The sequence below is a fragment of the Mesorhizobium sp. WSM2240 genome, from assembly GCF_040438645.1.
Taxonomy (GTDB): domain Bacteria; phylum Pseudomonadota; class Alphaproteobacteria; order Rhizobiales; family Rhizobiaceae; genus Allomesorhizobium.
On record NZ_CP159253.1, the window covers coordinates 5,404,566 to 5,428,678 of the forward strand.

At 63.6% G+C, this 24,113-nt stretch carries 21 protein-coding genes and 1 pseudogene; 7 read left to right on the plus strand and 15 right to left on the minus strand.

Going from position 1 to position 24,113, the window contains the following annotated elements; all coding sequences use genetic code 11:
- Positions 1-27 precede the first annotated feature (27 nt).
- Complete coding sequence (locus ABVK50_RS26930; protein WP_353643673.1) at positions 28-1,416, plus strand: M20/M25/M40 family metallo-hydrolase; 1,389 nt, start codon at positions 28-30, stop codon at positions 1,414-1,416.
- Between the two features lie 7 nt (positions 1,417-1,423).
- On the plus strand, positions 1,424-2,041 hold the full coding sequence (locus tag ABVK50_RS26935; RefSeq protein WP_353643672.1) for a ribonuclease D: 618 nt from the start codon (positions 1,424-1,426) through the stop codon (positions 2,039-2,041).
- Positions 2,042-2,054: 13 nt separating this feature from the next.
- Here ABVK50_RS26935 and ABVK50_RS26940 read toward each other — a convergent pair whose 3' ends face one another.
- Positions 2,055-2,189 carry a hypothetical protein gene (locus tag ABVK50_RS26940; RefSeq protein ID WP_353643671.1) on the minus strand — a complete coding sequence of 45 codons (135 nt, stop codon included), beginning with the start codon at positions 2,187-2,189 and terminating at the stop codon, positions 2,055-2,057.
- A 260-nt stretch (positions 2,190-2,449) separates the two neighbouring features.
- On the opposite strand from ABVK50_RS26940, the gene ABVK50_RS26945 reads away from it, so the two are divergent.
- From ABVK50_RS26945 to ABVK50_RS26955, 3 genes are all read left to right on the plus strand, one after another.
- Positions 2,450-2,779: a hypothetical protein gene (locus tag ABVK50_RS26945; RefSeq protein WP_353643670.1), complete on the plus strand. Its 330-nt coding sequence runs from the start codon at positions 2,450-2,452 to the stop codon at positions 2,777-2,779.
- A gap of 206 nt (positions 2,780-2,985) precedes the next feature.
- The gene (locus ABVK50_RS26950) at positions 2,986-5,211 is read left to right on the plus strand and encodes a transglycosylase domain-containing protein (RefSeq protein WP_353643669.1); all 2,226 of its coding nucleotides are present in this window, start codon (positions 2,986-2,988) and stop codon (positions 5,209-5,211) included.
- A gap of 68 nt (positions 5,212-5,279) precedes the next feature.
- Complete coding sequence (locus tag ABVK50_RS26955; RefSeq protein WP_353643668.1) at positions 5,280-6,029, plus strand: SDR family oxidoreductase; 750 nt, start codon at positions 5,280-5,282, stop codon at positions 6,027-6,029.
- Between the two features lie 51 nt (positions 6,030-6,080).
- On the opposite strand, the gene ABVK50_RS26960 is transcribed toward ABVK50_RS26955, so the two are convergent.
- From ABVK50_RS26960 to ABVK50_RS26985, 6 genes and pseudogenes are all read right to left on the minus strand, one after another.
- Positions 6,081-6,539: a MarR family transcriptional regulator gene (locus ABVK50_RS26960; protein ID WP_353643667.1), complete on the minus strand. Its 459-nt coding sequence runs from the start codon at positions 6,537-6,539 to the stop codon at positions 6,081-6,083.
- Positions 6,536-7,120, minus strand: coding sequence for an amino acid synthesis family protein (locus ABVK50_RS26965; RefSeq protein ID WP_353643666.1), 585 nt, complete (start codon positions 7,118-7,120; stop codon positions 6,536-6,538). Before ABVK50_RS26965 ends, ABVK50_RS26960 begins: the two co-directional genes overlap by 4 nt.
- Positions 7,113-8,138, minus strand: a complete 1,026-nt coding sequence (locus tag ABVK50_RS26970) for a UPF0280 family protein (RefSeq protein WP_353643665.1) — start codon at positions 8,136-8,138, stop codon at positions 7,113-7,115. Before ABVK50_RS26970 ends, ABVK50_RS26965 begins: the two co-directional genes overlap by 8 nt.
- Positions 8,135-9,669: pseudogene (locus ABVK50_RS26975) on the minus strand (6-hydroxynicotinate reductase). The gene ABVK50_RS26970 and the pseudogene ABVK50_RS26975 overlap by 4 nt, the downstream one beginning before the upstream one ends.
- Positions 9,666-12,422, minus strand: a complete 2,757-nt coding sequence (locus tag ABVK50_RS26980; protein WP_353643663.1) for a molybdopterin-dependent oxidoreductase — start codon at positions 12,420-12,422, stop codon at positions 9,666-9,668. The pseudogene ABVK50_RS26975 and the gene ABVK50_RS26980 overlap by 4 nt, the downstream one beginning before the upstream one ends.
- Entirely contained in the window at positions 12,419-13,279 is an 861-nt protein-coding gene (locus ABVK50_RS26985) for a xanthine dehydrogenase family protein subunit M (protein WP_353643662.1), read from the minus strand. Before ABVK50_RS26985 ends, ABVK50_RS26980 begins: the two co-directional genes overlap by 4 nt.
- A 186-nt stretch (positions 13,280-13,465) precedes the next feature.
- Between ABVK50_RS26985 and pncA the strand changes: the two genes are divergently transcribed.
- Positions 13,466-14,065 (plus strand): bifunctional nicotinamidase/pyrazinamidase, encoded by a 600-nt coding sequence (gene pncA, locus ABVK50_RS26990; protein ID WP_353643661.1) that lies wholly within the window; start codon positions 13,466-13,468, stop codon positions 14,063-14,065.
- A 23-nt stretch (positions 14,066-14,088) separates the two neighbouring features.
- On the opposite strand, the gene ABVK50_RS26995 is transcribed toward pncA, so the two are convergent.
- The 8 genes from ABVK50_RS26995 to gcvA form a co-directional block, all read right to left on the minus strand.
- Positions 14,089-14,796, minus strand: a complete 708-nt coding sequence (locus tag ABVK50_RS26995; RefSeq protein ID WP_353643660.1) for an ABC transporter ATP-binding protein — start codon at positions 14,794-14,796, stop codon at positions 14,089-14,091.
- Entirely contained in the window at positions 14,793-15,518 is a 726-nt protein-coding gene (locus ABVK50_RS27000; protein ID WP_353645793.1) for an ABC transporter ATP-binding protein, read from the minus strand. The genes ABVK50_RS26995 and ABVK50_RS27000 overlap by 4 nt, the downstream gene beginning before the upstream one ends.
- Positions 15,515-16,480 (minus strand): branched-chain amino acid ABC transporter permease, encoded by a 966-nt coding sequence (locus ABVK50_RS27005; RefSeq protein ID WP_353643659.1) that lies wholly within the window; start codon positions 16,478-16,480, stop codon positions 15,515-15,517. Before ABVK50_RS27005 ends, ABVK50_RS27000 begins: the two co-directional genes overlap by 4 nt.
- Complete coding sequence (locus ABVK50_RS27010; RefSeq protein WP_353643658.1) at positions 16,477-17,358, minus strand: branched-chain amino acid ABC transporter permease; 882 nt, start codon at positions 17,356-17,358, stop codon at positions 16,477-16,479. Before ABVK50_RS27010 ends, ABVK50_RS27005 begins: the two co-directional genes overlap by 4 nt.
- A gap of 96 nt (positions 17,359-17,454) precedes the next feature.
- Positions 17,455-18,753, minus strand: coding sequence for an ABC transporter substrate-binding protein (locus ABVK50_RS27015; protein ID WP_353643657.1), 1,299 nt, complete (start codon positions 18,751-18,753; stop codon positions 17,455-17,457).
- A gap of 146 nt (positions 18,754-18,899) precedes the next feature.
- Positions 18,900-20,315, minus strand: coding sequence for a hypothetical protein (locus ABVK50_RS27020; protein WP_353645792.1), 1,416 nt, complete (start codon positions 20,313-20,315; stop codon positions 18,900-18,902).
- A gap of 70 nt (positions 20,316-20,385) precedes the next feature.
- Positions 20,386-21,690 (minus strand): nicotinate phosphoribosyltransferase, encoded by a 1,305-nt coding sequence (pncB, locus tag ABVK50_RS27025; protein ID WP_353645791.1) that lies wholly within the window; start codon positions 21,688-21,690, stop codon positions 20,386-20,388.
- Positions 21,691-21,793: 103 nt separating this feature from the next.
- Positions 21,794-22,765 (minus strand): transcriptional regulator GcvA, encoded by a 972-nt coding sequence (gene gcvA, locus ABVK50_RS27030; protein WP_353643656.1) that lies wholly within the window; start codon positions 22,763-22,765, stop codon positions 21,794-21,796.
- 199 nt (positions 22,766-22,964) lie between these two features.
- Here gcvA and speB point away from each other — a divergent pair, with 199 nt between their 5' ends.
- Positions 22,965-24,026 carry an agmatinase gene (gene speB, locus ABVK50_RS27035; protein WP_353643655.1) on the plus strand — a complete coding sequence of 354 codons (1,062 nt, stop codon included), beginning with the start codon at positions 22,965-22,967 and terminating at the stop codon, positions 24,024-24,026.
- Positions 24,027-24,113 lie beyond the last annotated feature (87 nt).

A 24,113-nucleotide genomic window follows, 5' to 3' on the forward strand; every position in this document is an offset into this window, starting at 1 on the left:
GCGGCCAGATTCGCGAAAGGCTCTTGAATGCTGCCATTATCACCCGTCCTCGACCGCCTCGACCAGAACCTCGGCCAGAGCGTGGAGCGCCTGTTCGGGCTGCTCCGCATCAAATCCATCTCGACCGATCCGGCTTACGCCTCCGAATGCCGCCGCGCCGCCGAATGGCTGGTGGCGGACCTGGCCTCGATCGGCTTTGACGCCAGCATCCGAGACACGCCCGGCCATCCCATGGTAGTCGCCCATCACGACGGCCCGACGCCGGCCGCGCCGCATGTGCTTTTCTACGGCCATTATGATGTCCAGCCGGTAGATCCGCTCGAGCTTTGGGAGAGCGATCCGTTCGACCCGGCCCTGAAGGACATCGGCGGCGGCCGCAAGATTATCACCGGCCGCGGCTCCTCCGACGACAAGGGCCAGCTGATGCTCTTCGTAGAGGCGTGCCGCGCCTACAAGCAGGTTCACGGCAAGCTGCCCTGTAGGGTGTCCATCCTGTTCGAGGGCGAGGAAGAGTCCGGCTCGGCTTCGCTGAAGCCGTTCCTGGAAGCCAATGCGGCGGAGTTGAAGGCCGATTTCGCGATGGTCTGTGACACTTCGATGTGGGACCGCGAGACGCCGGCGCTCTGCATCGGCCTGCGCGGCCTTGTCGGCGAGGAGATCACGGTCCACGCCGCCGACCGCGACCTGCATTCGGGCGAATTCGGCGGCGCGGCGGCCAATCCGATCCGCATTCTGGCCAAGGTGCTGGCCGACATGCATGACGAGACCGGCCGGGTCACCATTCCCGGCTTCTACGAAGGCGTCGAGGAGACGCCGTCGCAGATCCTGAAATCCTGGGAGGCGCTGGGCGAAACCGCAGAGAGCTTCCTCGGCGAGGTCGGTCTGTCGATCCCGTCCGGCGAGAAGGGCCGCTCGGTGCTCGAATTGACCTGGGCCAGGCCGACCTGCGAGTTCAACGGCATCACCGGCGGCTACACGGGCAAGGGATTCAAGACGGTCATCGCCTCGCAAGCATCCGCCAAAGTCTCCTGCCGCCTGGTCCACAAGCAGGATCCGAAGAAGATTCGCGAAGCGCTGCGCGCATTCGTCAGCGAGCGCATTCCCGCCGACTGTTCCGTCGAATTCCACGAGCATGGCGGCTCGCCGGGCATCCAGCTTTCCTACGATGCGCCGTTCCTGACCAAGGCCAAGGCGGCGCTGTCCGACGAGTGGGGCAAGCCGGCGGTGATGATCGCCATGGGCGGCTCGATCCCGATCGTCGGCGACTTCCAGAACTATCTTGGCATGGAATCGCTGCTCGCCGGCTTCGCGCTTGTTGACGACCGCATCCACTCGCCCAACGAGAAATACGACCTGTCTTCCTTCCATAAGGGCCAGCGCTCCTGGGCCCGTATCCTCGACGCGCTGACCAGGTGAGGCCTTGATGACCATCCGCTTCCACAGAAACGACCTACCTGACCTCGCACATTACCAGGTCGAGGCCGTCGCCATCGACACCGAGACGCTGGGGCTCAAGCCGCACCGCGACCGTCTATGCGTCGTGCAGATCTCGCCCGGCGACGGCACCGCCGACGTTATCCAGATAGCGCCCGGCCAGACCCAGGCGCCCAACCTGGTCGCCATCCTGCGCGACGCGCGTATAACGAAGCTGTTTCACTACGGTCGCTTCGACCTGGCCGTGCTCTACCACGCCTTCGGCGCCATGGCCGAGCCGGTGTTCTGCACCAAGATCGCCTCGCGCCTGACCCGCACCTACACCGACCGCCATGGGTTGAAGGACATCTGTGCCGAGTTGATAGGCGTGAACCTCTCCAAGGCGCAGCAATCCTCCGACTGGGCCGCCGAGATGCTGTCGCAGGATCAACTCGAATATGCGGCCTCGGACGTGCTCTACCTGCACCGGCTTCGCGACGTGCTGGCCGGAAGGCTGGCGCGGGAAAATCGCACTGAGGTAGCCGAGGCCTGCTTCCGCTTCCTGCCGACGCGCTCGAAGCTCGATCTTCTCGGCTGGGACGAGGAAGACATCTTCGCCCACAGCTGAAAGTGGTTAGCGCTCATCCCGGATTGACCGGTTGGCGGCGCGGCGGCGTCCGTTTCGGCGGCGCGGAAGGCGCGGCCGGCTGCTCGGGTTGGCTGTTCCACCATCTGTAGAATGCATAAGCCGCAAGGGCGAAAAGAATGCGCTTCATCGGCTGTCTCCCGGATATGGTTCGTTTAAAAATCTCGGTGAAGCGATTTCGTTCCCCCGTGCACGGCTTGGACGCGTGCTGGATCAAACCTGCGTGAAAAGGCGGTTTTGCAGCTCGGAATGATGGAAATTCCGCCGGTTTCAGGCCGAAAACCGCGCGGTTTCGGCTCGCTGGAATACGGAACCTTTCATCGGCGCGGCTGTTGGAGATTTGAGGGTCACCGAATGATCGGTGAAATCGATATCAGGAAGGAAAACGCCATGAAAATTCTTCTAGCCACGGCATTCTCCGTCATTCTCTCGCTCTCCGGAGCGGCCCTTGCCCAGGAGACCGGGGCCACGCAGCCGGATGCGCTCGGAGCCGATAATCAGCGCGGCGGCGGCGGAACCGACGCTTCGAACTACCTCACCGGGCCCAACATTCATCAATTCTATATGGATGAAGGGCTGACGACCCTGCGTCCGGAAGCTGAGATCAGGACCACATATCTGGCCTTGCCGGATCCCGACAGGATGAGCCTGAGAGCTGCCTGCGAAACCAACACCGACATCAAGTTCACGGACCTTTGCCGGGCCGTCAACGCGATGTGACGGTGCCTTAAGTGAACGGAAAAGCCCGCTCCGGCAACCGGGGCGGGTTTTTTGCGGCGGGACGTAACTGCCCGCTGTAATTATAATAGTGTTTTCTCCGCGCCGCCTTTGCCGGGCCGAGCGCCCAAGCCGGCTTAACCCCCCCTTAAATCGCCGCATTTACTGTCCAGTTGGCGTCGCTAACGGGACGGAAACAGCGGGACGGCATGGCGAACCGAAACAAGACGCGCATCGAACCGACTTTTGATGGGCCGTCACGGGTAAAATCTACGTCGGAACTGTCGGTGAGCGAGGAAGATCGCGTGGTTCCGAACAGTCGACGCAAGAACCCGGCCAAGGGAAAATCGGCAAAGAGCAAGCCGTCGCGCCGCAGTCGCGGAAAACAGCGGCGCGGCCTGCTCGGAGGTTTCGCAAGACTGTTCTACTGGTGCTTCGTGCTGGCGCTCTGGGGCGGCATCGCCGCTGCCGGCACAGTCGCCTGGTATGGCGCCAAAATGCCAAGCGCCACTACTTGGGCCATTCCCGACCGCTCGCCCAACATCAAGATCGTTTCCGTCGACGGCAAGCTTCTCGCCAATCGCGGCATGACCGGCGGCGAGGCGGTCGGCCTGCACGAAATGTCGCCCTATATCCCGCAGGCGGTCATGGCGATCGAGGACCGCCGCTTCTATTCGCATTTCGGCATCGATCCCATCGGGCTCGCGCGGGCGATGGCCGCGAACCTGATGGATGGCCGCTTCACGCAAGGCGGTTCGACGCTGACGCAGCAGCTGGCAAAGAACCTGTTCCTGAAACCCGACCGGACGATCGAACGCAAGGTCCAGGAGGTGCTTCTGGCGCTCTGGCTGGAGCATAAGCACACCAAGGATCAGATCCTCGAAATGTATTTGAACCGGGTCTATTTCGGCTCCGGCTCCTACGGCGTGGAGGCGGCCTCGCGCCGCTATTTCGGCAAGTCCGCGCGCGACGTGACGCTCTCGGAGGCAGCGCTCCTCGCAGGTCTCCTGAAGGCGCCGTCGCGCCTGTCGCCGGCGCGCGATCCAAAGGCAGCCGAAGCACGCGCGCAGCTCGTATTGGCCGCAATGCGTGATGAAGACATGATCGGCGAGAAAGAACTCACCTTCGCCATGAGTGCGCCCGCTACTCGCGCCGCCGCCTACTGGACCGGCTCCGAGCATTACGTCGCCGACCGCATCATGGAGGAGCTACCTGGCCTGATCGGTGATGTCCGCACCGACATCATTGTCGACGCGACCGTCGACCTGACGCTTCAGGAACTCGCCGAAAAGTCCATCCGCCGGCTGATCTCCGAGAATGGCGAAAAGCTCAACGTCAGCCAGGGGGCCCTGGTGTCGATCGACAATTCGGGTGCGGTGCGCGCCATGGTCGGTGGCTACGACTACGCCAACAGCCAGTTCGACCGCGCTTCCGAAGCCCGTCGCCAGCCGGGTTCGGCGTTCAAGCCGTTCGTCTTCCTGGCGGCCCTCGAGCAGGGCCGCACGCCCGACAGCGTACGCACCGACGCGCCTATCAGGATCGGCAAATGGACGCCTGAAAACTACAACGGCAAATATTACGGCAAGGTCACGCTGGCGACCGCTTTGGCGAAGTCGCTGAACTCCGTCTCGGCTCAGCTCACCATGGAAGTCGGCCCGGAAGCGGTCGTCGAGGTCGCGCACCGAATGGGCATCGAATCCGATTTGCAGGCCAACACCTCGATCGCGCTAGGCACGTCCGAAGTGACGCCGCTGGAGCTGACGGCTGCCTACGTTCCCTTCGCCAATGGCGGCTACCGGCCTGAAGTGCATTTCATCCGGCGCGTCACCACGACCTCTGGCGAGGTGCTTTACGAAAACACCGGCGGCTCCGCCCCACGCGTCATCCGGCCCGAAATCGTCGGCATGATGAATTCGATGATGACCGGGACGGTGGAGACCGGAACCGCCACCAAGGCCGGCTTCGCCTGGCCGGCCGCCGGCAAAACCGGCACCAGCCAGAAGTCGCGCGACGCCTGGTTCGTCGGCTACACCGCCAACCTGACCACCGGCGTCTGGTTCGGCAACGACGACGACGCTCCGATGAAGAAGGTCACCGGCGGCGCCCTGCCGGCGCAGGCGTGGCATGAGTTCATGGTGGCGGCGCATGAAGGCGTGCCGGTGGCGCGCCTGCCCGGCTCATGGACCCCCACGCCGCAGACGACACCGGGCTTCGAAGACGCCGTTTCCGAGGCGATCTCCAGCGCGGACGCGCCGGTGCCTCAGCCGGCCCGTCAAAAGCGCGCCATCGAGACCGTTGAAGCCGTCGGCGGCTTCGAGCTGCCGCGCCAGGATGCGCCCACCGCCTCGATCCGACGCCCGGTGCCGCCGGCCGATGTCGGCGGCCCCGCGGTCAAGCGCCAGACCTCCATCCTCGACATCATCTTAGGTAATTAAGCCCCAGAATCGGCCCCTCGCCACCGGCCTGGCGTTCGGCTACATAGCGGGGCTGGAGATTTGACCCGATGGCCGAGATCGATACGCGAAAAACCATTGTGCTCACCGGCGCCAGCCGCGGCATAGGCCATGCCACGGTGAAACGCTTTTCGCGCGAGGGCTGGCGCGTCATCACCTGTTCGCGGCAGGCCTTCACCGCCGACTGCCCCTGGCCCGCAGGCCCCGACGACCACATTAAGGTCGACCTTGCCGATCAGGAGGATGTCGGCATCGCCATTTCGGAAATCCGCCACCGCCTCGAGGCGCATGGCGGCAAGCTGCACGCGTTGGTCAACAATGCCGGCATTTCGCCCAAGCTCAAGGACGGCAGCCGGATGAACTCGATCGACACGCCGATGCATCTCTGGCGCGACGTGTTCCAGGTCAATTTCTTCGCGCCGATCATGCTGGCGCGAGGACTATTCAAAGAATTGGCGGCGGCCGGCGGATCGATCGTCAACGTCACCTCGATCGCCGGCACCCGCGTGCATCCATTTGCAGGCACGTCCTACGCCACTTCCAAAGCCGCCCTCGGCTCGCTGACCCGCGAAATGGCCGCGGATTTTGGCCCGCACGGCATTCGCGTCAACGCCATCGCCCCCGGCGAGATCGACACAGCGATCCTGTCGCCGGGCACGGAAAAGATCGTCGAGACGATACCGCTGCGCCGGCTCGGCGCGACCTCGGAAGTCGCCGACATCATCTTTTTCCTGTGCTCGACCCAGGCATCCTATGTCACCGGGTCCGAGATCCATATTAATGGCGGCCAGCACGTCTGAGCTGATTCCGAACCGGGCAAACCAGACAATTTCGGCGAGGCGCGCCCCCGCTCACGCCATTTTGGCCAGCAGCTTCATGAAAGTCGCGACTTCTTTCGGCGACAGCGGCGAAAGCGTTTCCTCGGTTATCTTCTGCGCCAACGGTATCAGCCGCTCGACCGCTTCGCGGCCCTCCGGCGTCAGGCTGACCAGCAGCCGACGCTTGTCGATTTCATGCCTGGTCAGCTCGACAAAACCCCGCGCCTTGAGCCGGTCGATCACGCCCTTCACCGTCGCCGCATCCATGGCGATCAGCTGGCCTAGCTGGTTCTGCGAGGTCTCGCCGACATCGTGCAGCTTGGCAAGCGCTGCAAATTGCGGCGGCGTCAGGTCGGCGATGTGGGCGGCAAAGATCGAGACGTGGCGCTGGTGCGCCCGCCGCAGGATAAAGCCGACCTGGTCCTGCAGCCGGTAGTCGTCACCGGGTTCCTCCGCCTCGACCAGCTTGAGGATGTTTTCCTCCGCGCTCATCGCAGGCCGTCCCATGCCTTGATGCTGCCGGCTTCCAGTCCTCCCATACGGTTGTGGACACGCGGGCCGATGGTCATGGCGAGACAGAACAGGATCTCGTCCGGCCGCGGGCCGTCGGCGATACCGACCTCCATGGCGTCGAAATGGCTGCGCACGTAAGCTGCGTTGATGTGGCCGAGCGGCACGTCGAGCCGCGAACCGAAGGCGCCGACCTTCTTGGCCGAAGGCACGATAGCCTTGGCGTGGCCCAGCCTTTCGCGCATGGCGTAGCCACCCGGAACGTGCCACAGCGCGCCATGTTCGAGCTCGCCAGCCGTTCCGACGATTGCGCCCTTGCCGTAGCCGTCGATCGCCTTCGGATCCCCGCCAAGTGCAGCGATCAGCCGGTCGGCGAGCATGAGGCCGAGCGGCTTCAAATCGTCCATGCCGCTTTGCAGCTCCTCCACGTAACGTCCGGCGAAGGGGTTTTTTACCAGCGCCATGGCCGCCGCACGCCGCCGCGGTTCGGCCGAAGCCGGCCCGCCCTCGTGGAAAATCTCCTCGGTTAGCACGGCAATCTTGCGGATCGGGAATTCAGGCATGGGTTCCTCGTTTTTTATGCATGGCAAAAATCACCCCTTCACCGGTTCGCTTTGCTCGCCACCTCTCCCCCTGCCCGGGGGAGAGGAATCGCGGCGGCAAGTTTGGCGCCTTTCCTTTCTCCGTTACGAAGGGGGAAGGTGGCCGCGAAGCAGAGGGGGCTCTTTCGTTACGCAACGCCAGTGTCTGGAAATCTATCGTTACAGCCACTTCGCCACCCAAAAACAGCGCCGCGGCATGGATCAAGCCCCGCCTGCGCAAATCCTCGGCGACTGCAAGCCCGGCGTCGAGCGCCTCCGCCACCTCGCCGGTTGAGAGCGCGCCGACTCCCACCGTCACCAACCGCTCGCCGAGATCGTTGTCGGGCGACAGGCTGGAAGCCGGAACGCGCTCGATCGCCGGATGACCGGGCAGGTCGACAGCATTGGCTATGACGGTGGCGGCAGCGTCCGCGGCTGCGGCGTTCCGCGCTAGCACAGTCACGGCATCGGCGATGCCAAGCGAATGGCTGCGCCCGCGCCAGCCGGACGTGGCGACGCCGCGCACCGGGTCTTCGGCCCGGATCGTCACGCGGTCGGCAAAGCCGTGCCCGGTACCAGCAATGGCGACGCGCATCTCCTGCCCACCGGCAATGTGCAGCGCGCTATCGCCGCCATTGTTGACATAGGCCTTCTGAAGCGTTTTCCCGGCCAGCATCGCCGCCATGACCTCGTCGGCAACCGAGCCTGCCACCGCCGCCATCGGCGTGATGAAGTTTTCGGCATAGGGCCAGACGGCGCGCTCCATCCGCCGCCCGGTAGGTCCGGCGAAGGCCCGCGGGCGAGAACCGGCAGGGCGGCGCAGTTCCGGCAGTTCCTCTACAAGCTCCGTCAGGATTGTCTGAAAGCGCGCTACCGCCTGCGTATAGGCGGCGCGGACCTCGGCTACATCGCCGAAAGCCTCGACGATCAGGTCGATCGGGCCGTGATTGAGGTGAAGCCTCCGGCCGTCTTCCAGCCAGTTCGCCTGCGGCCCGGTCACTTTGCGCTTCCGGGCGGCGAACGCCGCAACTGCTGCAGCGGCGGCCAGGGATTGACGGCAGCAGCCGCTCTCTGCGCGCGCGGGTTGAGATACTCGCCACCGGCCGCAAGAATGTCGTCGACGGTGCGGATTTCGGAGGCGTAGCCGCCAAGGCGCAGATAATCGTCGCGGCGGAGCGTGAATTCGATCGGCGCGACCAGGGCCGGCGTCGGGACGTAGCCGAAGGCGTTCTCCGGTACCCGCATGACGTCGACCATCAGAGTGATGCCGCCGCCCGGCCAGACATAAGTCGGGGCGCCGCCGACCGTCACATAGGTATTTAGGCCCTGCACCGACCGGGTGAGATTGACCGGGTTCTCGACCACGCCTGCCCTCAGCGACCCGCCCGCCCCCCGACGAACAGCACGGTGCACAGCGCCGGCTCGCAATTCTCCTCGATCAGGCCGACGGATTTTCTCAGCCGCTCCGGGAATGGCTTTTCTACCGGCTTCAACTCCTGGTCGAGCTCGAAATAGGCGAACTGCTCGCCGGTGGTCGAGACCATCAGCAGCGACAGACCGGGGCGCGCGCCCTTCTTCGGGTTCCAGTCGCCGAGGATCGAGAGCGGGTCGGAGATCGTCGTGCCGCCCCAGCCTACGCCCGGCTCCGAAACCTTGAAATAGCGTCCCGGCGTCGACCGCCGCCCGATGATCTTGATACCGGTATCTTCCCAGCCCAGCACTTTGCCGGCCTGGTGCTCGGAAACCACGCCGGTGATGTGGTCGTCGACAACAACAACTTCGTCGACCAGCCCGCGCCACTGCGTAGCAAACATGCCGATGGTCGCAGAGCCGCAGCCGACTCGCATGCGGTGCTCCGTCTGGCCGTCGATGATCGGCGCCTTGCCGGCCTCGACGATGACAGTCGCGCCGCCGTCGATCGCAAGCTCAACCGGCTTCCTGTTGCAGAGATCGAGCAGTGTTTCGCAGGTTACGCGGCCTTCCGCCTTCGATCCGCCGGTCAGATGATGGACGCCGCCGAGCGACAGCATCTGCGAGCCGTATTCTCCAGTGGTGACGTGACCCACCGCCTCGCCCTGTGCCCGCACTGTCGCCGTTTCAGGGCCGATATGACGGTCGGTGTCGATCTTCACCTTGACGCCGCAATAGGAGAAGATGCCTTCCGTCACAACGGTGACGAGATCGACGCCTTCGACCTCCTGGCTGACGATAAAAGGCGCCGGCTTGTAGTCGGGATAGGTGGTACCGGCGCCTATGGCGGTGACGAAGCGCTGCCCGGTATTGACCAGTTCTCCGTTCCATTCCTCGCCGGCAAACGGCAGGATTTCGCCGCCGGCCTCGGTCGCATGGTGAAGAATGGTCAGCGGGTCGCTGCGAACGATCCGGCCACCGACATTGCCGTAGCGGTCGCAGGCGCCGGTGCGGCCCTCTGCGATATAGCACATGACCGGGCAGGCATCGCAGCGGATCTTCTCGCCGACCTGCTTCGCGCCTGCCTCCGTCGTCTCGAAGCGTTCGGACAATTCGCTCATGCCGTGACCTCCGCTTCGCGGATTGCCGCCCGGATGCGGCTCGGTGTGGCCGGAATTTTGGTAACCAGAACGCCGGTGGCATGGCGGATCGCGTTGAGGATCGCAGGCGCGGTCGGGATCAGCACATGCTCCCCCAACCCCTTGGCGCCAAACGGTCCTTCCGGATCCGGAACTTCTATCAGGATGGTTTCGATCGGTGGCACATCGCCGATCGTCGGGATCAGATAGTCGTGCAGATTCTCGGTACGGCCCGGTATATATTCCTCCATCAGCGCCATGCCGATGCCCTGAGCGATGCCGCCCTCGATCTGGCCTTCGGCGAGGATGGGGTTGATGGCCTTGCCGACATCGTGCGCGGCCGTGATCTTTATCAGCTTGACCGTGCCGAGCTTGAGGTCGACCTCCAGTTCGGCGATCTGCGCGCCAAAACCATATTGCGCGTAAGGTTTGCCCTGGCCCCTGGCATCGAGCGGCGTCACCGGCGGGTCGTATGTCTCCTCGGCGCCGAAGACAAAGCCGTCGGGATTGGCCTTCATACCGGCGAGATCGAGTCGGCGGATCGCAGCTCCTTCGCGAATGACAAGCGTCGGGCCCTCAAACTGCAGTGTCGCCTTTTCCGAGACGTTGGCGAAGCGCAGGATCTTTTCGCGCAACGCCCGCGCGGCCTTTTCGGCGGCCTTGCCCGAGACAAAGGTCTGGCGAGACGCCGATGTCTTGCCCGCGTCGGGCGTGATCGCCGTATCGGCGCTTTTCAGCCGGAATTTTTCGAGAGGCAGGCCGAGCGCATCGGCCGCGATCTGGGCGATGACCGTGTTGGAGCCCTGGCCGATGTCGACAGCGCCTTGATGCAGGACGACCGCGCCATCGGGCGAGATGCCGAGCTTTATGGTGGAAGGGTTCGGCAGCGAGGTGTTGCCGCAGCCGTACCAGCATGAAGCGATGCCGACACCACGCTTTTTCGCGCGACTTTCGGCATTGAACTTTTCAGCATCGGTCAACGCTCGGGTCCAATGCGGCTTCAGCGCTTCCAGGCAGGCTCCTATGCCCACCCCCTCGGAAAGGTGCTGTCCGGTAACCGTTACGGAGCCGTTTCGAAGAGCGTTTTTCAACCGAAACTGCAGCCGATCCATTCCGAGCCTTGCGGCAAGCTCGTCGTACAGCGTTTCCTGCATGATCGTTGCCTGCGGCACCCCAAAACCGCGAAACGCACCCGAGATCGGTCCGTTAGTGTGGATAGCGCGGCCTTCGGCGCGGTAGTTCGGCGTCACATACGGGCCTGATGCATGGACCGGAACGCGGTTGGCGACCGTCGGCCCCCAGCTCGCATATGCGCCGGTGTTGAAATCGCCGGAAAAGATCATGCCGCAGACGGTGCCATCCGCATTCGCTCCGATCGTCGCGCGCATCGAGGCGGGATGACGTTTTGTCGTGGACATCATGGATTCGTTACGGGTGTAGGCGAGGGCCGCCGGACGCCCGGTTTTCATGGCGACAAGGCCGATAAGCGGCTGCAACGACACGTCGAGCTTGGAGCCGAAGCCGCCGCCTGTGGCGGTGGGCACGATGCGGACCTTTTCGGGCGGCAGGCCGAGCACCTTAGCGGTTTCGTCACGGTCCATATAAGGCGCCTGCGTGCAGGCGGTGATTACCAGCGTGTCGCCGTCCATAGCGGCGAAACCGGCCTCCGGCTCGATATAGGCGTGCTCGACATAGGAGGTTTCGATAGCGCCGCTGACTACGTGCGCCGCCTCGGCGATGGCGCCGTCGGGATTGCCACGTTCGACGAAGCCCGCCGTCAGCAGATTCTTGTCTCGCCCGTCGTGAATGCAAAACGCACCCTCGGCCTGCGCCTCGCCAGGCTGCAGCACATGTGGCAGCTCGGTCCATGTCACTGGAAATTTGGTCAGGTCGAGATCGGCGACCGCGGCTCGTTCGCCCGCGATCAGCGCCACCGCCTCGCCGCGGAAGCGTGCGCTGCCCTGGGCAAGCGCCGGCTGGTCGGCGAAGGGCGGGATCACGCCAAAGCAGTTCTTTCCCGGGATATCGGCGGCGGTGAAGACGTCGACGATGCCCGGATTTGCCGCTACGTAGGCGTCGAGATCACCGAAGGAAAAGCGTGCGTGGTGATGCGGCGAGCGGACCACCAGAACGGAAAGTGCACCGGCTGGAAACGAATCGCCGCCGAATTTTTCAGCCCCGCAGACTTTTGCAACGCCGTCGAGCCGGATCGGCGACGCCCCGACGGCGTGGCCGGCTGGCGGGACGCGGGCATCCAATTCAGATTGGGCGTGGCCATATGCGGTGCCAGCGCCCATCACCGCGGCGATGATCTTCCGATAACCAGTGCAGCGGCACAGTATGCCGCCAAGCGCATCCTGCACCTCGGTTTCGCGGGGCTGCGGATTCTTGTCGAGGAGCGCCGCCGCCGCCACCAGCAGGCCGGGCGTGCAGATGCCGCACTGGGCCGCGCCGTGCTCTAGGAAGGAGGCCTGCAGCGCCGACAGCTTGCCGTTGGCAAGTCCTTCCACGGTATGCACTTTCCGGCCCGAAGCTGAAGCCGCGGGAAACAGGCAGCTGCAGACCGGCTCGCCGTCGAGAAGCACGGTGCAGGCGCCGCAATCGCCGGCGTCGCAACCGACTTTGGTGCCGGTCAGCCGCAGTTCGTCGCGCAGTACAGAAGAAAGCCGCGCTACCGGCGACACCTCGACCGATACGGCCGCGCCATTGAGTTCGAAGTCGAGGCGCGTGTTCATGCAGCCACCGTTTCGGTCGCGGAATGACCTATGGCAGCCACTATTGCGCGGGAAACGATCTCGCGCGCTGCGTCGAGCCGGTATTCGGCGGTGCCACGCACGTCGTCTATCGGAGCGAGTTCGGAAAAACGCGCCCCACCGATCGCTCGGGCAAGCTGCGGACCGGCAGGCAACCCATGCAAGGCCGCCTCTAAGTCGCCCAGCCGCCTGGCAACTGCGGAGCAAGAACCGACAGCGATCGCCGCGTCACTGACGACGCCATCCTCAATGATGATCCGCGCCGCGGCCATAGCTATGGAGATGACGAGGTAGCGCCGCGCGCCCAGTTTCTGGAAATTCGACGTGCCGGCGGACGAGCTTTTCGGAACGCGGATTGCGGTCACCATTTCGCCGGGTTGGAGCGCCGTGCGGCGGTTGCCTAGAATGAAATCGCCCAGCGCCAGATGCCGCGTCCCGCCGAGTGAACGCAGCTCGACATCCGCATCAAGGATGAGCAGCGGCGGCACGCCATCTGCGGCCGGCGAAGCGTTGCAGAGATTGCCGGCCACGGTGGCGGTATTCTGGATCTGCACTGAGCCGACTTCGCGCGCAGCCTGCTTCAGCGCGTCGAAAGCCGGCGGCAGGTCCGCCTTGACGATGTCGGTCCAGGTCGCGCGCGCGCCGATGACAATGTGCCCGTCAGTCTCGGCAATCCCGCGCAATTCGCCGAGCCCGTTAACGTCGAGCACATTTTCCTGGAGAGGCTTGGCCCCCAGCGCCGGATAGAAATCCGTGCCGCCGGCCAGGACCCGCCATTGCGCCTCGCCCAGCAGGATAAGCGCATCGTTGAGGTTGGTGGGTTTCGCGTAACGGATCACGCAATGCCTCCCGGCGTGGGCCGGCCAAAATTCATTCGTACGCAAATGATATCAAGGCCGCATCGATTGTCAAAGCGGAGTTTTGCCAGGCAATTCTTTGCGATCGAATTCGAGCTTGAAACCGGTTGACGGCGCGGGCACTTTCGGTCGAACCTCGGCAGCGGCCAGGTATAGGGCAGACCTTTCATGAACGAGCAGGCATTGATCGTCATCGACATGCAGAACGATTTCTGCCCCGGCGGTGCGCTTCCGGTGGCCGGCGGGCACGAGATCGTGCCGCTGGTCAACGACCTGATTGCACGCTTCGAGCATGTTGTCCTGACGCAGGACTGGCACCCTGCCGGTCACGCGAGCTTCGCGTCGGGCCATCCCGGCAAACAGCCATTCGAGACGATCCAGATGCCTTATGGCGGCCAGACGCTGTGGCCCGACCACTGCATCCAGGGCACGGAGGGCGCAGCATTCCACCCGGCCCTTGAATGGACGAAGGCCGAAATGGTCATCCGCAAGGGATTCCGTACGGCGATCGACAGCTATTCGGCGTTCTACGAAAACGACCACGCAACGCCGACCGGCCTCGCCGGCTATCTGCGCGAAAGGGGCATCGGCGAGATTACGCTGGTCGGGCTGGCGACGGATTATTGCGTCGCCTACTCGGCACTCGATGCGGTGCATCAGGGATTTCATACGACCGTGCGGCTTGACGCCAGCCGCGCCATCGATCTCGGTGGCTCGCTGAAGCAGATGACGGACACGATGCGCGAAGCGGGAGTGCGACTGGTCTAAGCTTGCCTCTCTCGGCGAAGGCCTTATCCCACCCCGACATAGCGCTGCACAAAGGCCGGATCCTCGCGCAGTTTTTCCACGCCGACGGTCTCGCGGTTGCGGCCGTTCTCGATAAACGACACGCGGTCGGCGACGGACAGGACGGCGTCGACCCGCTGCTCGACCAGAATAGTGGAAACGCCGCGTTCGCGCAGTTTAGCCACCGTCTCGCGTATCTTCGCGATCATCGACGGCATCAGCCCTTCGGTGGGCTCGTCGAGCAGCAACACGTCGGGTTCGAGACACAGCGCCCGGGCCATCGCCAGCATCTGCTGCTCGCCGCCCGACAGGGTTCCGGAACGCTGGCGAAGCCGGTCGCGCAGCAGCGGAAAAAGCTCGAGCACGCTTTGGCGGGTCTGTTCACCCTTGCCGCGCGTCATCAGCCCGATTTCGACGTTTTCGGCGACCGTCATTTCGGCGAACAGCCGCCGACCCTGCGGTACATAGGCGACGCCGGCCTTGGGCACGTCATGCACGGCAAGTTTCGTCAAGTCGCTGTCGCCAAGCATGATCGAGCCGGAGCGTGCTTTCACCAGTCCCATGATCGCTTTCAGCGTCGTTGTCTTGCCTGCGCCGTTTCGGCCGAGCAGGCAGAGCACCTCGCCTTTCCTGAGTTCAAGGTTCAAGCCGTGCAGTACCTGCACCTCGCCGTAGAAGCAGTCGAGCCCGGAAATCGTCAGCGCGGCCGTCATGCTTCCGTCCCGAGATAGGCGCGCTGGACCTCGGCATTGGCGCGGATCTGGTCGGGGGTCCCCTCGGCCAGGATTTTGCCGGCGTTCATAACGGTTATGCGGTCGGCCAGCCCCATCACCACCTGCATATTGTGTTCGATCAGGAGCACCGTCGCGTCGCGCGCGATTTCCCGCACAAGCTGCATAAAACCTTCGATCTCGCCGTCGGACAAACCTTGCGTCGGCTCGTCGAGGATGAGCAAACGCGGCTTCAGCGCCAAGCCCATCGCCACTTCGAGCAAGCGCTGGTGGCCGTAGGACAACGCCCCGGCAATCCTGTCCGCACGGTCGGCGAGGCCGGTGCGCTCGAGCGCCGACATTACCCCGGAATGCAGGTGCCCCCTGGAGCGCCTGTCGGTCAGCGTGCGCTGCACCGGCAACGCGACATTGTCGTAGGCGGTGAGATTGGAAAACACGCTGGTGATCTGGAATGTGTAGGCGATGCCGCGCCGCACGCGTTCATGCGCCGGCAGGTCGGTGATGTCGTTGCCGTCGAAGACGATCTGGCCGGAGGAGGGGGGCACACGGCCGCAAATCAGGCTGACGAAGGTTGTCTTGCCGGCTCCGTTGGGTCCGATCACGGCCCGGATCTCGCCGGGCATGACAGCAAAGTCGACGCCGTCGACGGCGCGCAGGCCGCCGTAGTTCTTGCACAGGCCTCGTGTCGTCAGCAGCGGCGTCATGGCAGCCATCTTATCCACCGCTCGCGCACCGTGCCCAATATGCCCTTCGGGAAATAGAGCACGAGCAGGATCAGCGCGATGCCAACAATCAGGAGGTAAGCGGATGTGTAGCCGCTGGTGATGTCGACCACATAGAACATGAAAAGGGTCCCAATCAGCGGGCCCAGAGTGGTCGCCGCGCCGCCGAGCAGCACCCAGAGCAGCGGCAGGATTGAATATTGCACCGTGGCGAAAGTCGAGCCGACATAGCCGAACAGGAGCGCATAGGCAGCGCCTGCGGCTGCGCAGATCACGCCCGAAACGACGACGGCAGCGAGCTTGTTGGCAAACGTATCGTAGCCGAGCATCCGCGTGCGCTCCTCATTTTCGCGGATAGCCACCAGTACCCTTCCATCCGCCGAGCGGACGATCGCCAGAGTCGCCAGAAGCACGACGGAGAAAAGGAACAGCGCGGCCAGGTATCGGGTCGCCGGGTCTGTCAGATTGAAATGCAGGTCACCCATATCGATCCTGCGTGCATTCTGGGTGAGCACAAAACCCTCGTCGCCGCGCGTCCATTCCGCGAAATAGAGCGTCAGCAAATAGAACACCTGGGCGAACATCATGGTGACGATCATGAAGGCGACGCCGGTTGTACGCAGCGCAAGCACGCCTATGATCAAGGCGAGCAGCGCGCCGGAAACGAGGCCTGCGGCAAAGCCAGCCGCCATGGTCCAGCCGAGATGCGAGACGGTCAGTCCCGCGCCGTAAAGCCCCGCCGAGAAGAACATTGCGTGGCCGAGGCTGAGCAAGCCGGAATAGCCGAACAGCAAATTGTAGCCCATGGCAAATACCGCGAGCACCATGACGCGCGCCAGCACGCCGTGGTGATATTCGGGCAGAAGGAAGTTCAGCGCGAACAGCAGAGCGATGACTGCCCCGTGCAGCAAATAGACTTTGCTGGCCGAGTTTCCCTGCTTCATCTGGCCGCCGTGCCGAACAGGCCCTGCGGCCGGAATACCAGCACCATGGCGACGATCATCGTGGCGATGATCTTGGCGAGCGTCGGCGAGAAGAACACCGAGATGATGCCGTCGCTCAGGCCTATCAGCACGGCTGCGACGACGGTGCCGCGCAGCGATCCCAGGCCGCCTATGATCACAACGATGAAGGAAAGGAGCAGCGGGTCGAGCCCCATCAGGTAATGCGCCTGCTGGATCGGCACGATCAGTACCGCGGCGATTGCCGCCAACATCGCGCCCAGCGCGAAGACGCCGGCATAGACGCGGCCGACCGGGATTCCGAAGGCCTGCGCGGTTTCGCTGTCGTATTGCGTGGCGCGCATGACCAGGCCGATCTTCGTGCGGGTCAGCACGAACAAGGTGGCCAGAAGCATGATTGCGGAGAAGGCGATGACCGAGAGCTTGTAGCCGGAATAGCCGAACCACGGGAACAGGATGCGATAGCTGAACGGCGCCTCGACCGGCCGCGCCTCGGGACCATAGAACGTCAACGCCAACTGCTGGATGATGTAGAGCATGCCGATAGTGGCGACGATAGTGGCTTCGGGATTGTAGTCCAGCCTTCGCAGCACCAGCCGCTCTGCAACCAGCGCGATCGCGCCAACGATGAGCGGACTGACCCCGAGCGCCAGCAGAAAGCCGATCGCCGGATGGCCGGTGGCCAGCGACGCGATCCACCAGGCGAGAACCGCTCCTAGCATGAAAAACTCGCCATGCGCGACATTGACCACACGCATGACGCCGAACACCAGCGACAGGCCCAGCGCCGTTAGCGCCAGCACCGCGGAGGTGACGAGGCCTTCAAGCGTGGCGAGGAGGAGATGGGGGCCGAAGGACATTCAGGCAGGCCGCATTGGAGATGCATGTAAGGTGTCCCACTCCGCCCGGCAGCGCAGAGTGGGCATTGTAGAATTCGGCGGTCTCATCCCGCCGGATTACAGCGGCTGCGTGGTGTAATCGCCTTCAGGCTCGTAGAGGCCGTCCTCGATCGAGGTCCGGTGCACGACCTTCAGCTTGCCGCCCTCGACGATCGAGATGTTCTGGTGGCCGAAGCATTGGTGGATCTTGCCGTTGAAAATCTTGTCGCCCTGCGGGTGTTCCTTGCCTTCCTTGAATTCCGTCAGCGCTTCCGTTGCCTCGACGAGTTTGGCGCGGTCGTCCGGACCCTGATAGCCCGCCGCCTCCATCGCTTGCTTGATAACATAGAGTGTCTCCCAGCAGCCGAACATGTGAGAGGCCGTCGACACATCCTTGGGATCGCCGACCGCCGCACCATTCTCGTCGATACCCACCGCGTCGCGGTAGAATTTCACGGCTTCGGAGGCGTCCGGCTGGAGATAGCGCGGCATGCCTTCCCAGAAATGGCTGCCTTCGAGGAATTCGAGGCCGGGGCTCGCCATGTCGACTGCTTCGAGCGAGTCGATGAAGCCGAACAGCTGCGGCCGGTTTGTACCGTAGAACTCGCCGAGTTCCTTCACGAAGGTGAGGACCGCAGGGCCGACCATGACGTGGTAGATCACCTCGGTTTCCGCCGGTATCTGCGGGAAGTAGCGCGTGAAGGAACTTTCGGTCGGCGGAATCGGGATCTGGGCGATGACTTCACCGCCCTGCGCCTTAATGGCCGGCGTGAAATAATCGCGGTGATCGTGGCCGAAGGCGAAGTCGGGATAGATCATCGTAATCTTCTTGCCCACATTGCCCGCGATCCACGGGGCCATCGAGATCACCTGGCTCTTCACGTCGGTGATGCCCGGCTGGAAGCAATAGCGGTTCATCTTGGTCGAGGCGACGTGATGGCCTTCGCTGACCACGTAGTAGGGCATCTTCAGTTCACCGGCGGTCGGCGCGGAGCCGATCACGACATGCGAAAACAGCGTGCCGAAGACGATATCGGTCTTGTGCTGGCTGGCGAATTTGCCCACCACCTCAGCGCCGCGCTTGGGATCGGTGCCGTCATCCTCGGTGATGATCTCGACAGGCCGGCCGTTAATGCCGCCTGCCTCGTTGATGAGCTTGAGCGCGGCGGCGGTAGTCTTCTCGTACCAGCGCCCATAAGCGGCGCCGATGCCGGTGCGGTGCGCCTGAAAGCCGATCTTGATCGGAGCCGAGCTTTGCGCCTGCGAATAGCGTACGAAGCCGGGCGCCGCCATCAGGCCGGCCGACGCGGCCAGTCCTTTCAGCGCGGTGCGGCGGTTCAGGCCTTTCAGGCCCGAATTCCTGGACTGGTCGATCATGCCGGTTCCCCTTGTTTTCGAGTTATGAACGCGTGCTCGCTTCGCCCATTTTCGAAGCGGAAAATTGCATGTGTACAAACTAAATCACCAAACCCTGGGCATGGCAAGTGCGCTGCCGCAGCGTTATTTCGCAATCCTCGGCAGGCTCATCCGGCGGTCGGTGCCGACAGCAGCCACAGCCCGAAAACCGTGTAGAAAATCATCAGCAATGTCAGCGGCAATTGGCTGATCGCGGCTTTCGTCTGCGATGGATGCAGGCGGAAAGCCAGCGCGTGCGCAATGAGCACGGCCAGCACATGCCCGCCTATGATAGCCGCCGCCTGAAAATTCCAGATGGTCCACGCGGCGCCGGAGCCCATTGCGACGCCGGCACCGACATGAAGATGCGCCGTTCCAAAAAGGTTCCAACCCCGTCCGAACGGATCGGAAATCGCCACCAGCGCATATTGTCCATTGACCAGCAATGCGGTCAGGTAATGCGAAAAATGGTAGGCGAGCGCGATCGGCACGATCGACCAGACCAGCAGGCCCGCAGCCTTCTTGAACGATTGACCGCTGCCGGCCAGCCGCTCGCCCGCAAACACCGCCAGCAGATAGATCGAGGCGAGCGCTGCGAACATCAGCGCGAGACCGGTGCTGTTGATGCCGACGAGCGCCGAGCGGCCGGGGAATTCCAGCGGATTGACGCCATTGAAGCCGAGCCACGTGAATGTCTTTGAAAAGCCGTCGAAAGATACCGAGCTCAGCGTCAGCAGGAGAAAGAACATGCCGCTCGGCGGCAGCGATTCAGCGCGCCACAGTTTTGCGCCGGGAAAGCACAGCGACAGGCGACGTTTCCCGTCCCCCTCCTTCGGCGATGCTTCCACGATCCCAAAGCGCGAAACCATGCGGAAGAACACCGAAAGGAATTCGCCGCACCGGCTCCAGCCCTCGTAGCCGAAGATCATCATACAGACGAACGTTGCCAGCCAGTACAGGGCGACCGCGAGCGCCAGCCGTGCCGGATCGTCGGGAGCGGGGTAGACCAATTCGAACCATGCAAAGCCGGCAAACAGGAACAGTGCCGGCCAGTAGCCGAACCAGGCCGGCATGGTGCGGCGGTCTGGATTCGGAAATGCGGCAGAGACAAGCCGCCACGGCCCATACCACGGGTTGATCCACGCCCAGAAATTGCCGGATGCGCCCTGCGCCAGCGTCAGCCCGACCCAGAGCAATGTCCAGACCGCCAGTGGCAGCGGGTTGGATAGCGGATCGCGGCTGCCGAGAAAGCCGGCGGCGGCCAGCACGGCGAGGATCGCGAAGGAAAGCAGGCTGGTCCACAGCCTCGCGCCGTCGCCGATCCGGCCGAGCGGAAGGCGCAGCGCCGCTGCGCGCCCGAGCAGGTTCGGCGGGAGCACGGCCAGAACGAGAAAGCTCGCTGCCACGGCCACTGCCCCGCCAATCACATAGTAGCCGGTCGGCAGCAGAAGCACATGGCCGCGCTCGGAGGCGTGGGCGAAAGCGGGAGTGGGCGCCAGGAGCACTAGTGCGAGCGCAAGGGCCAGATAGCGAAGCGCATAGATGTCCGGAAGGACAGAGGGGTGTTGTAGTAGCAGACTTGGGCGAACGATCGCGGCCACCTCGAAGGGCCCCTTAAACCTTCACCAATTGCTCCACCCGGTCCTTCTTGCCGAATATCCGCAAATAGCGCTCGATTTCGCGCGGGTCGCCGGTGGCCTTGGCCGGATTGTCGGCCAGCTTGACGGCCGGCCGGCCGTTCGCCTCTGTCACCTTACAGACCAGCGAAATCGCCTTCAGGCCGTCCGTCTCCTGCGGCGCGCAATCTTCGAAATCATTGGTCAGATTGGTGCCCCAGCCGAAGGACATGCGCACCTTTCCCTCGAAATGCTTGTAGGTCTCGATGATCGTGTCGACCTCCAGCCCATCCGAAAAGATCAGAAGCTTGCCGCGGGGATCCTTGCCCTTCTCGCGCCACCAGGAGAGGATGCGCTCGCCGCCCTCGATCGGTGGAGCGCTGTCCGGGCGGAAGCCGGTCCAGTCGGCCACCCAGTCCGGCGCGTCGCGCAGAAAGGCCGCAGTGCCGAAGGCATCGGGCAGCACGATCAAAAGATTGCCGCCATAGTAGCGCTGCCAGTCCCGCAGTACCTTGTAGGGCGCCTTCCTGAGCTCCGCCTCGCTGTCGGCGAGCGCCGCCAGCACCATCGGCAGTTCGTGCGCATTGGTGCCGAGCGCCTCGAGGTCGGTGTCCATAGCTAGCTTGACGTTGCTGGTGCCGGTGAAGGCCTCGCCAATGCCTTCCTTCAGGGCCTCGACACACCAGCGCTGCCACAGAAAACTGTGCCGCCGGCGTGTCCCGAAATCCGAGATGCGGATACCTGGCAACTTCTTCAGCCGCTCCGTCTTGGCCCACATCTTTGCTTTCGCGCGGGCATAGAGCACGTCGAGCGCGAAGGGCCCGAAGGCCTTCATCGCCGCGCGCGAGCGCAGCTCGTTGATGATGGCGAGCGCGGGTATCTCCCACATCGTCGTGTACATCCACGGCCCGTGGAATTCGAGTTCGAACTGCCCGTCTCGCTTGCGCAGCTCGTACTCCGGCAGCTGGAAATCCTCCAGCCACGCCAGGAACTCCGGCTCGAATATCTGCTTGCGGCCATAAAAAGTATTGCCGCCCAGCCAGATCATTTCCTTCTTGGTGAAGCGCAGCGTGCGGACATGGTCGAGTTGCGCACGCAGCTCCTGCTCGTCGATCTCGTCGGCAAGCCTGACCGAGGTGGCGCGGTTGATAAGCGAGAAGGTCGCGTCAACCTTGGGATACATACCCCAGATCATCTGCAGCATCAGGAGCTTGTAGAAATCCGTGTCGAGCAGGCTGCGCACGATCGGATCGAGCTTCCAGGTGTGGTTGTAGACGCGCCGCGCAATGTCCGTCCGTGCCACCATTTGCACCTTCCCGATTTGCCAGACTGCGCCTATAGCACCGAAAATGCCGCCGCGCTTTCGGATTGCAGCGCTGGACCGACAAAAATGCAACCCTGCCGGCCTACCCCGCGGCAACCGCGCCTTGCTTCTGCGGCGAGCGGCGTCGGCGGATCGCGATCTGGCCGGCGACCGCCGCATCCGCGCCGCCGGCCGACTGGTCCCGCTCGGCGAACAGCCAGTCGATGAACACCTGGGCGATCGGCGCCGACTTCACCTCGTTGCGGCACACCACGTAGAAGGCGTCGACGGCCGGCACCGACAGGTTGAACGGCGTGACCAACTGACCTTTGGCGAGCAGGCCACTGGCGGTGACGGAATCGCCCAGCGCCACACCATGGCCGTGAATCGCCGCCCCGATCGCCAGATGCGCGTCGCTCATATGGTGACGCTGCCCGCGGGCGAGATCCAGCGCGTCAGCGGCCGCGAGCCATGTGTGCCATTCACGCCCGTCGTCGGCATGCAGCATCACGTGGTCCGCAAGATCGCGAACGGTGCGGATCGGCCGGTTATTGATCAGTGTCGGGCTGACCACCGGAAACAGCTCCAAATCCGACCATTTCTTCAGCCAGCAATCGGTCCAGCTTCCGTCGCCATAGTGCAGGCAGACGTCGATGTCGGGTGAGCGAATGTCTGCCGCGTCGTTGGAGCCGACGAGCTTCAGCCTGATGTCGGGATATTGCGCGGTGAAGCTGCCGAGCCTGGGGATCAGCCACAGCGACAGCAAAGCCGGTACGCAGCTGACCGACAGCGCGCCGGAACTGCACGGCCGCGTCATGCGCTGGGTGGCGGCGGCGATGCCGTCGAAAGCGGTTGAGACGGCCGGCAAAAGCTCGGCCCCATGCGGCGACAGCTTCAGCTTCTGCCCGGCGCGGTCGAACAGTTTTACCTTGAGCGACTGTTCCAGCGCGCGGATCTGGTGGCTGATTGCGCCATGCGTGACGTTGAGTTCGCCCGCCGCCTTGGTGAGCGAGCCATGCCTGGCGGTCGCCTCGAAGGCCCGCAACGGGTTGAGCGGCGGCAGGCGTTTGGCCATGGATATCGGTCCAACTGTGAGAAAACCTCACACCGGACGCTACAACAATATCAATTGATTTTCCAACGGCGCTGCCGCATCAATTCGGGACAGCACAAAAATAAGAAGAGACGTGGAGGGCATGCCCGGGGACAGCACGACGCGGCCAGCGATGGCCGGCGCGGGTTGTCGGGTGTCCGTACCGAAAGAGGAGACCGAAATGGGCTACGATCGCGGAAAGCTCGAAGCGCTTCGCCAGAAATATGGCGAAAGCCATGGCGGCGAACTGTTCAACCCGCAGTTCCGGCGCGTCGCCGACAAGATCTTCACCAAGAGCGGCACACGGCTTGCGCCCTATTCGGGCATCCCGACATTCCTCACCGCACCCTATTTGCCGGTCGACCACGACGATCCGGATTTCGGCGACCTGCAGGTCGCTATGGTCGGCGTGCCGATGGATCTCGGCGTCACCAATCGGCCGGGCTCACGCTTCGGTCCGCGCGCGCTGCGCGCCATCGAACGCATCGGTCCCTACAACCACGTGCTCGATTGCGCCCCGGTGCAGGATCTACGTGTTGCCGACATTGGCGACGTCCGCTTCCAGAGCCGCTACCGGCTTGAGCTCAGTCATGACGACATCGAGCGCCGCATCAATCAGATCGTCGAAGCCGGCGTCATCCCGCTGTCTGTCGGCGGCGACCATTCGATCAGCCATCCGATCCTGAAGGCGGTCGGCAGGGAGCGGCCTGTCGGCATGATCCACATCGACGCGCATTGCGACACCGGCGGCGCTTACGATTTGACCAAGTTCCACCATGGCGGACCGTTCCGGAACGCGGTGCTCGACGGCGTGCTCGACCCGACGCGCACCATCCAGATCGGCATTCGCGGCTCTGCCGAATATCTGTGGGAGTTCACCTACGAGTCCGGCATGACCGTCATTCACGCCGAGGAAATTTCCGGCATGGGCATTCCGGCCGTCATCGAAAAAGCGAAAAAGATTATCGGCGACGGCCCGACCTACCTGTCCTTCGACGTTGACAGTCTCGACCCGGCCTTTGCACCGGGTACCGGCACGCCGGAAGTCGGCGGGCTGACGACGCGCGAGGTGCTCGAAATTATCCGCGGGTTCAAGGGCGTCAATCTAGTCGGCGGCGACGTCGTCGAGGTCGCGCCGCAATATGACTCCACCACCAACACTGCCCATGCCAGCGCGCAGGTCCTGTTCGAGATCCTGAGCCTGATGGTGTTCAGCCCGGCTATCACAGGCAAGGGAGCCTGACATAAAACAGAAACAAACCCGGCGGAAAGACCGCGCCTGAGATGCTGGCATCGTCATTGAGGCGCAATCGCCCCGGTGATTTAATGA

Coding starts and splice junctions, on each gene's coding strand:
- ABVK50_RS26930 (WP_353643673.1), top strand. CDS start 28: ATGCTGCCATTATCACCCGTCCTCGACCGCCTCGACCAGAACCTCGGC.
- ABVK50_RS26935 (WP_353643672.1), top strand. CDS start 1,424: ATGACCATCCGCTTCCACAGAAACGACCTACCTGACCTCGCACATTAC.
- ABVK50_RS26940 (WP_353643671.1), bottom strand. CDS start 2,189: ATGAAGCGCATTCTTTTCGCCCTTGCGGCTTATGCATTCTACAGATGG.
- ABVK50_RS26945 (WP_353643670.1), top strand. CDS start 2,450: ATGAAAATTCTTCTAGCCACGGCATTCTCCGTCATTCTCTCGCTCTCC.
- ABVK50_RS26950 (WP_353643669.1), top strand. CDS start 2,986: ATGGCGAACCGAAACAAGACGCGCATCGAACCGACTTTTGATGGGCCG.
- ABVK50_RS26955 (WP_353643668.1), top strand. CDS start 5,280: ATGGCCGAGATCGATACGCGAAAAACCATTGTGCTCACCGGCGCCAGC.
- ABVK50_RS26960 (WP_353643667.1), bottom strand. CDS start 6,539: ATGAGCGCGGAGGAAAACATCCTCAAGCTGGTCGAGGCGGAGGAACCC.
- ABVK50_RS26965 (WP_353643666.1), bottom strand. CDS start 7,120: ATGCCTGAATTCCCGATCCGCAAGATTGCCGTGCTAACCGAGGAGATT.
- ABVK50_RS26980 (WP_353643663.1), bottom strand. CDS start 12,422: ATGAACACGCGCCTCGACTTCGAACTCAATGGCGCGGCCGTATCGGTC.
- pncA (WP_353643661.1), top strand. CDS start 13,466: ATGAACGAGCAGGCATTGATCGTCATCGACATGCAGAACGATTTCTGC.
- ABVK50_RS26995 (WP_353643660.1), bottom strand. CDS start 14,796: ATGACGGCCGCGCTGACGATTTCCGGGCTCGACTGCTTCTACGGCGAG.
- ABVK50_RS27000 (WP_353645793.1), bottom strand. CDS start 15,518: ATGACGCCGCTGCTGACGACACGAGGCCTGTGCAAGAACTACGGCGGC.
- ABVK50_RS27005 (WP_353643659.1), bottom strand. CDS start 16,480: ATGAAGCAGGGAAACTCGGCCAGCAAAGTCTATTTGCTGCACGGGGCA.
- ABVK50_RS27010 (WP_353643658.1), bottom strand. CDS start 17,358: ATGTCCTTCGGCCCCCATCTCCTCCTCGCCACGCTTGAAGGCCTCGTC.
- ABVK50_RS27015 (WP_353643657.1), bottom strand. CDS start 18,753: ATGATCGACCAGTCCAGGAATTCGGGCCTGAAAGGCCTGAACCGCCGC.
- gcvA (WP_353643656.1), bottom strand. CDS start 22,765: ATGGCCAAACGCCTGCCGCCGCTCAACCCGTTGCGGGCCTTCGAGGCG.
- speB (WP_353643655.1), top strand. CDS start 22,965: ATGGGCTACGATCGCGGAAAGCTCGAAGCGCTTCGCCAGAAATATGGC.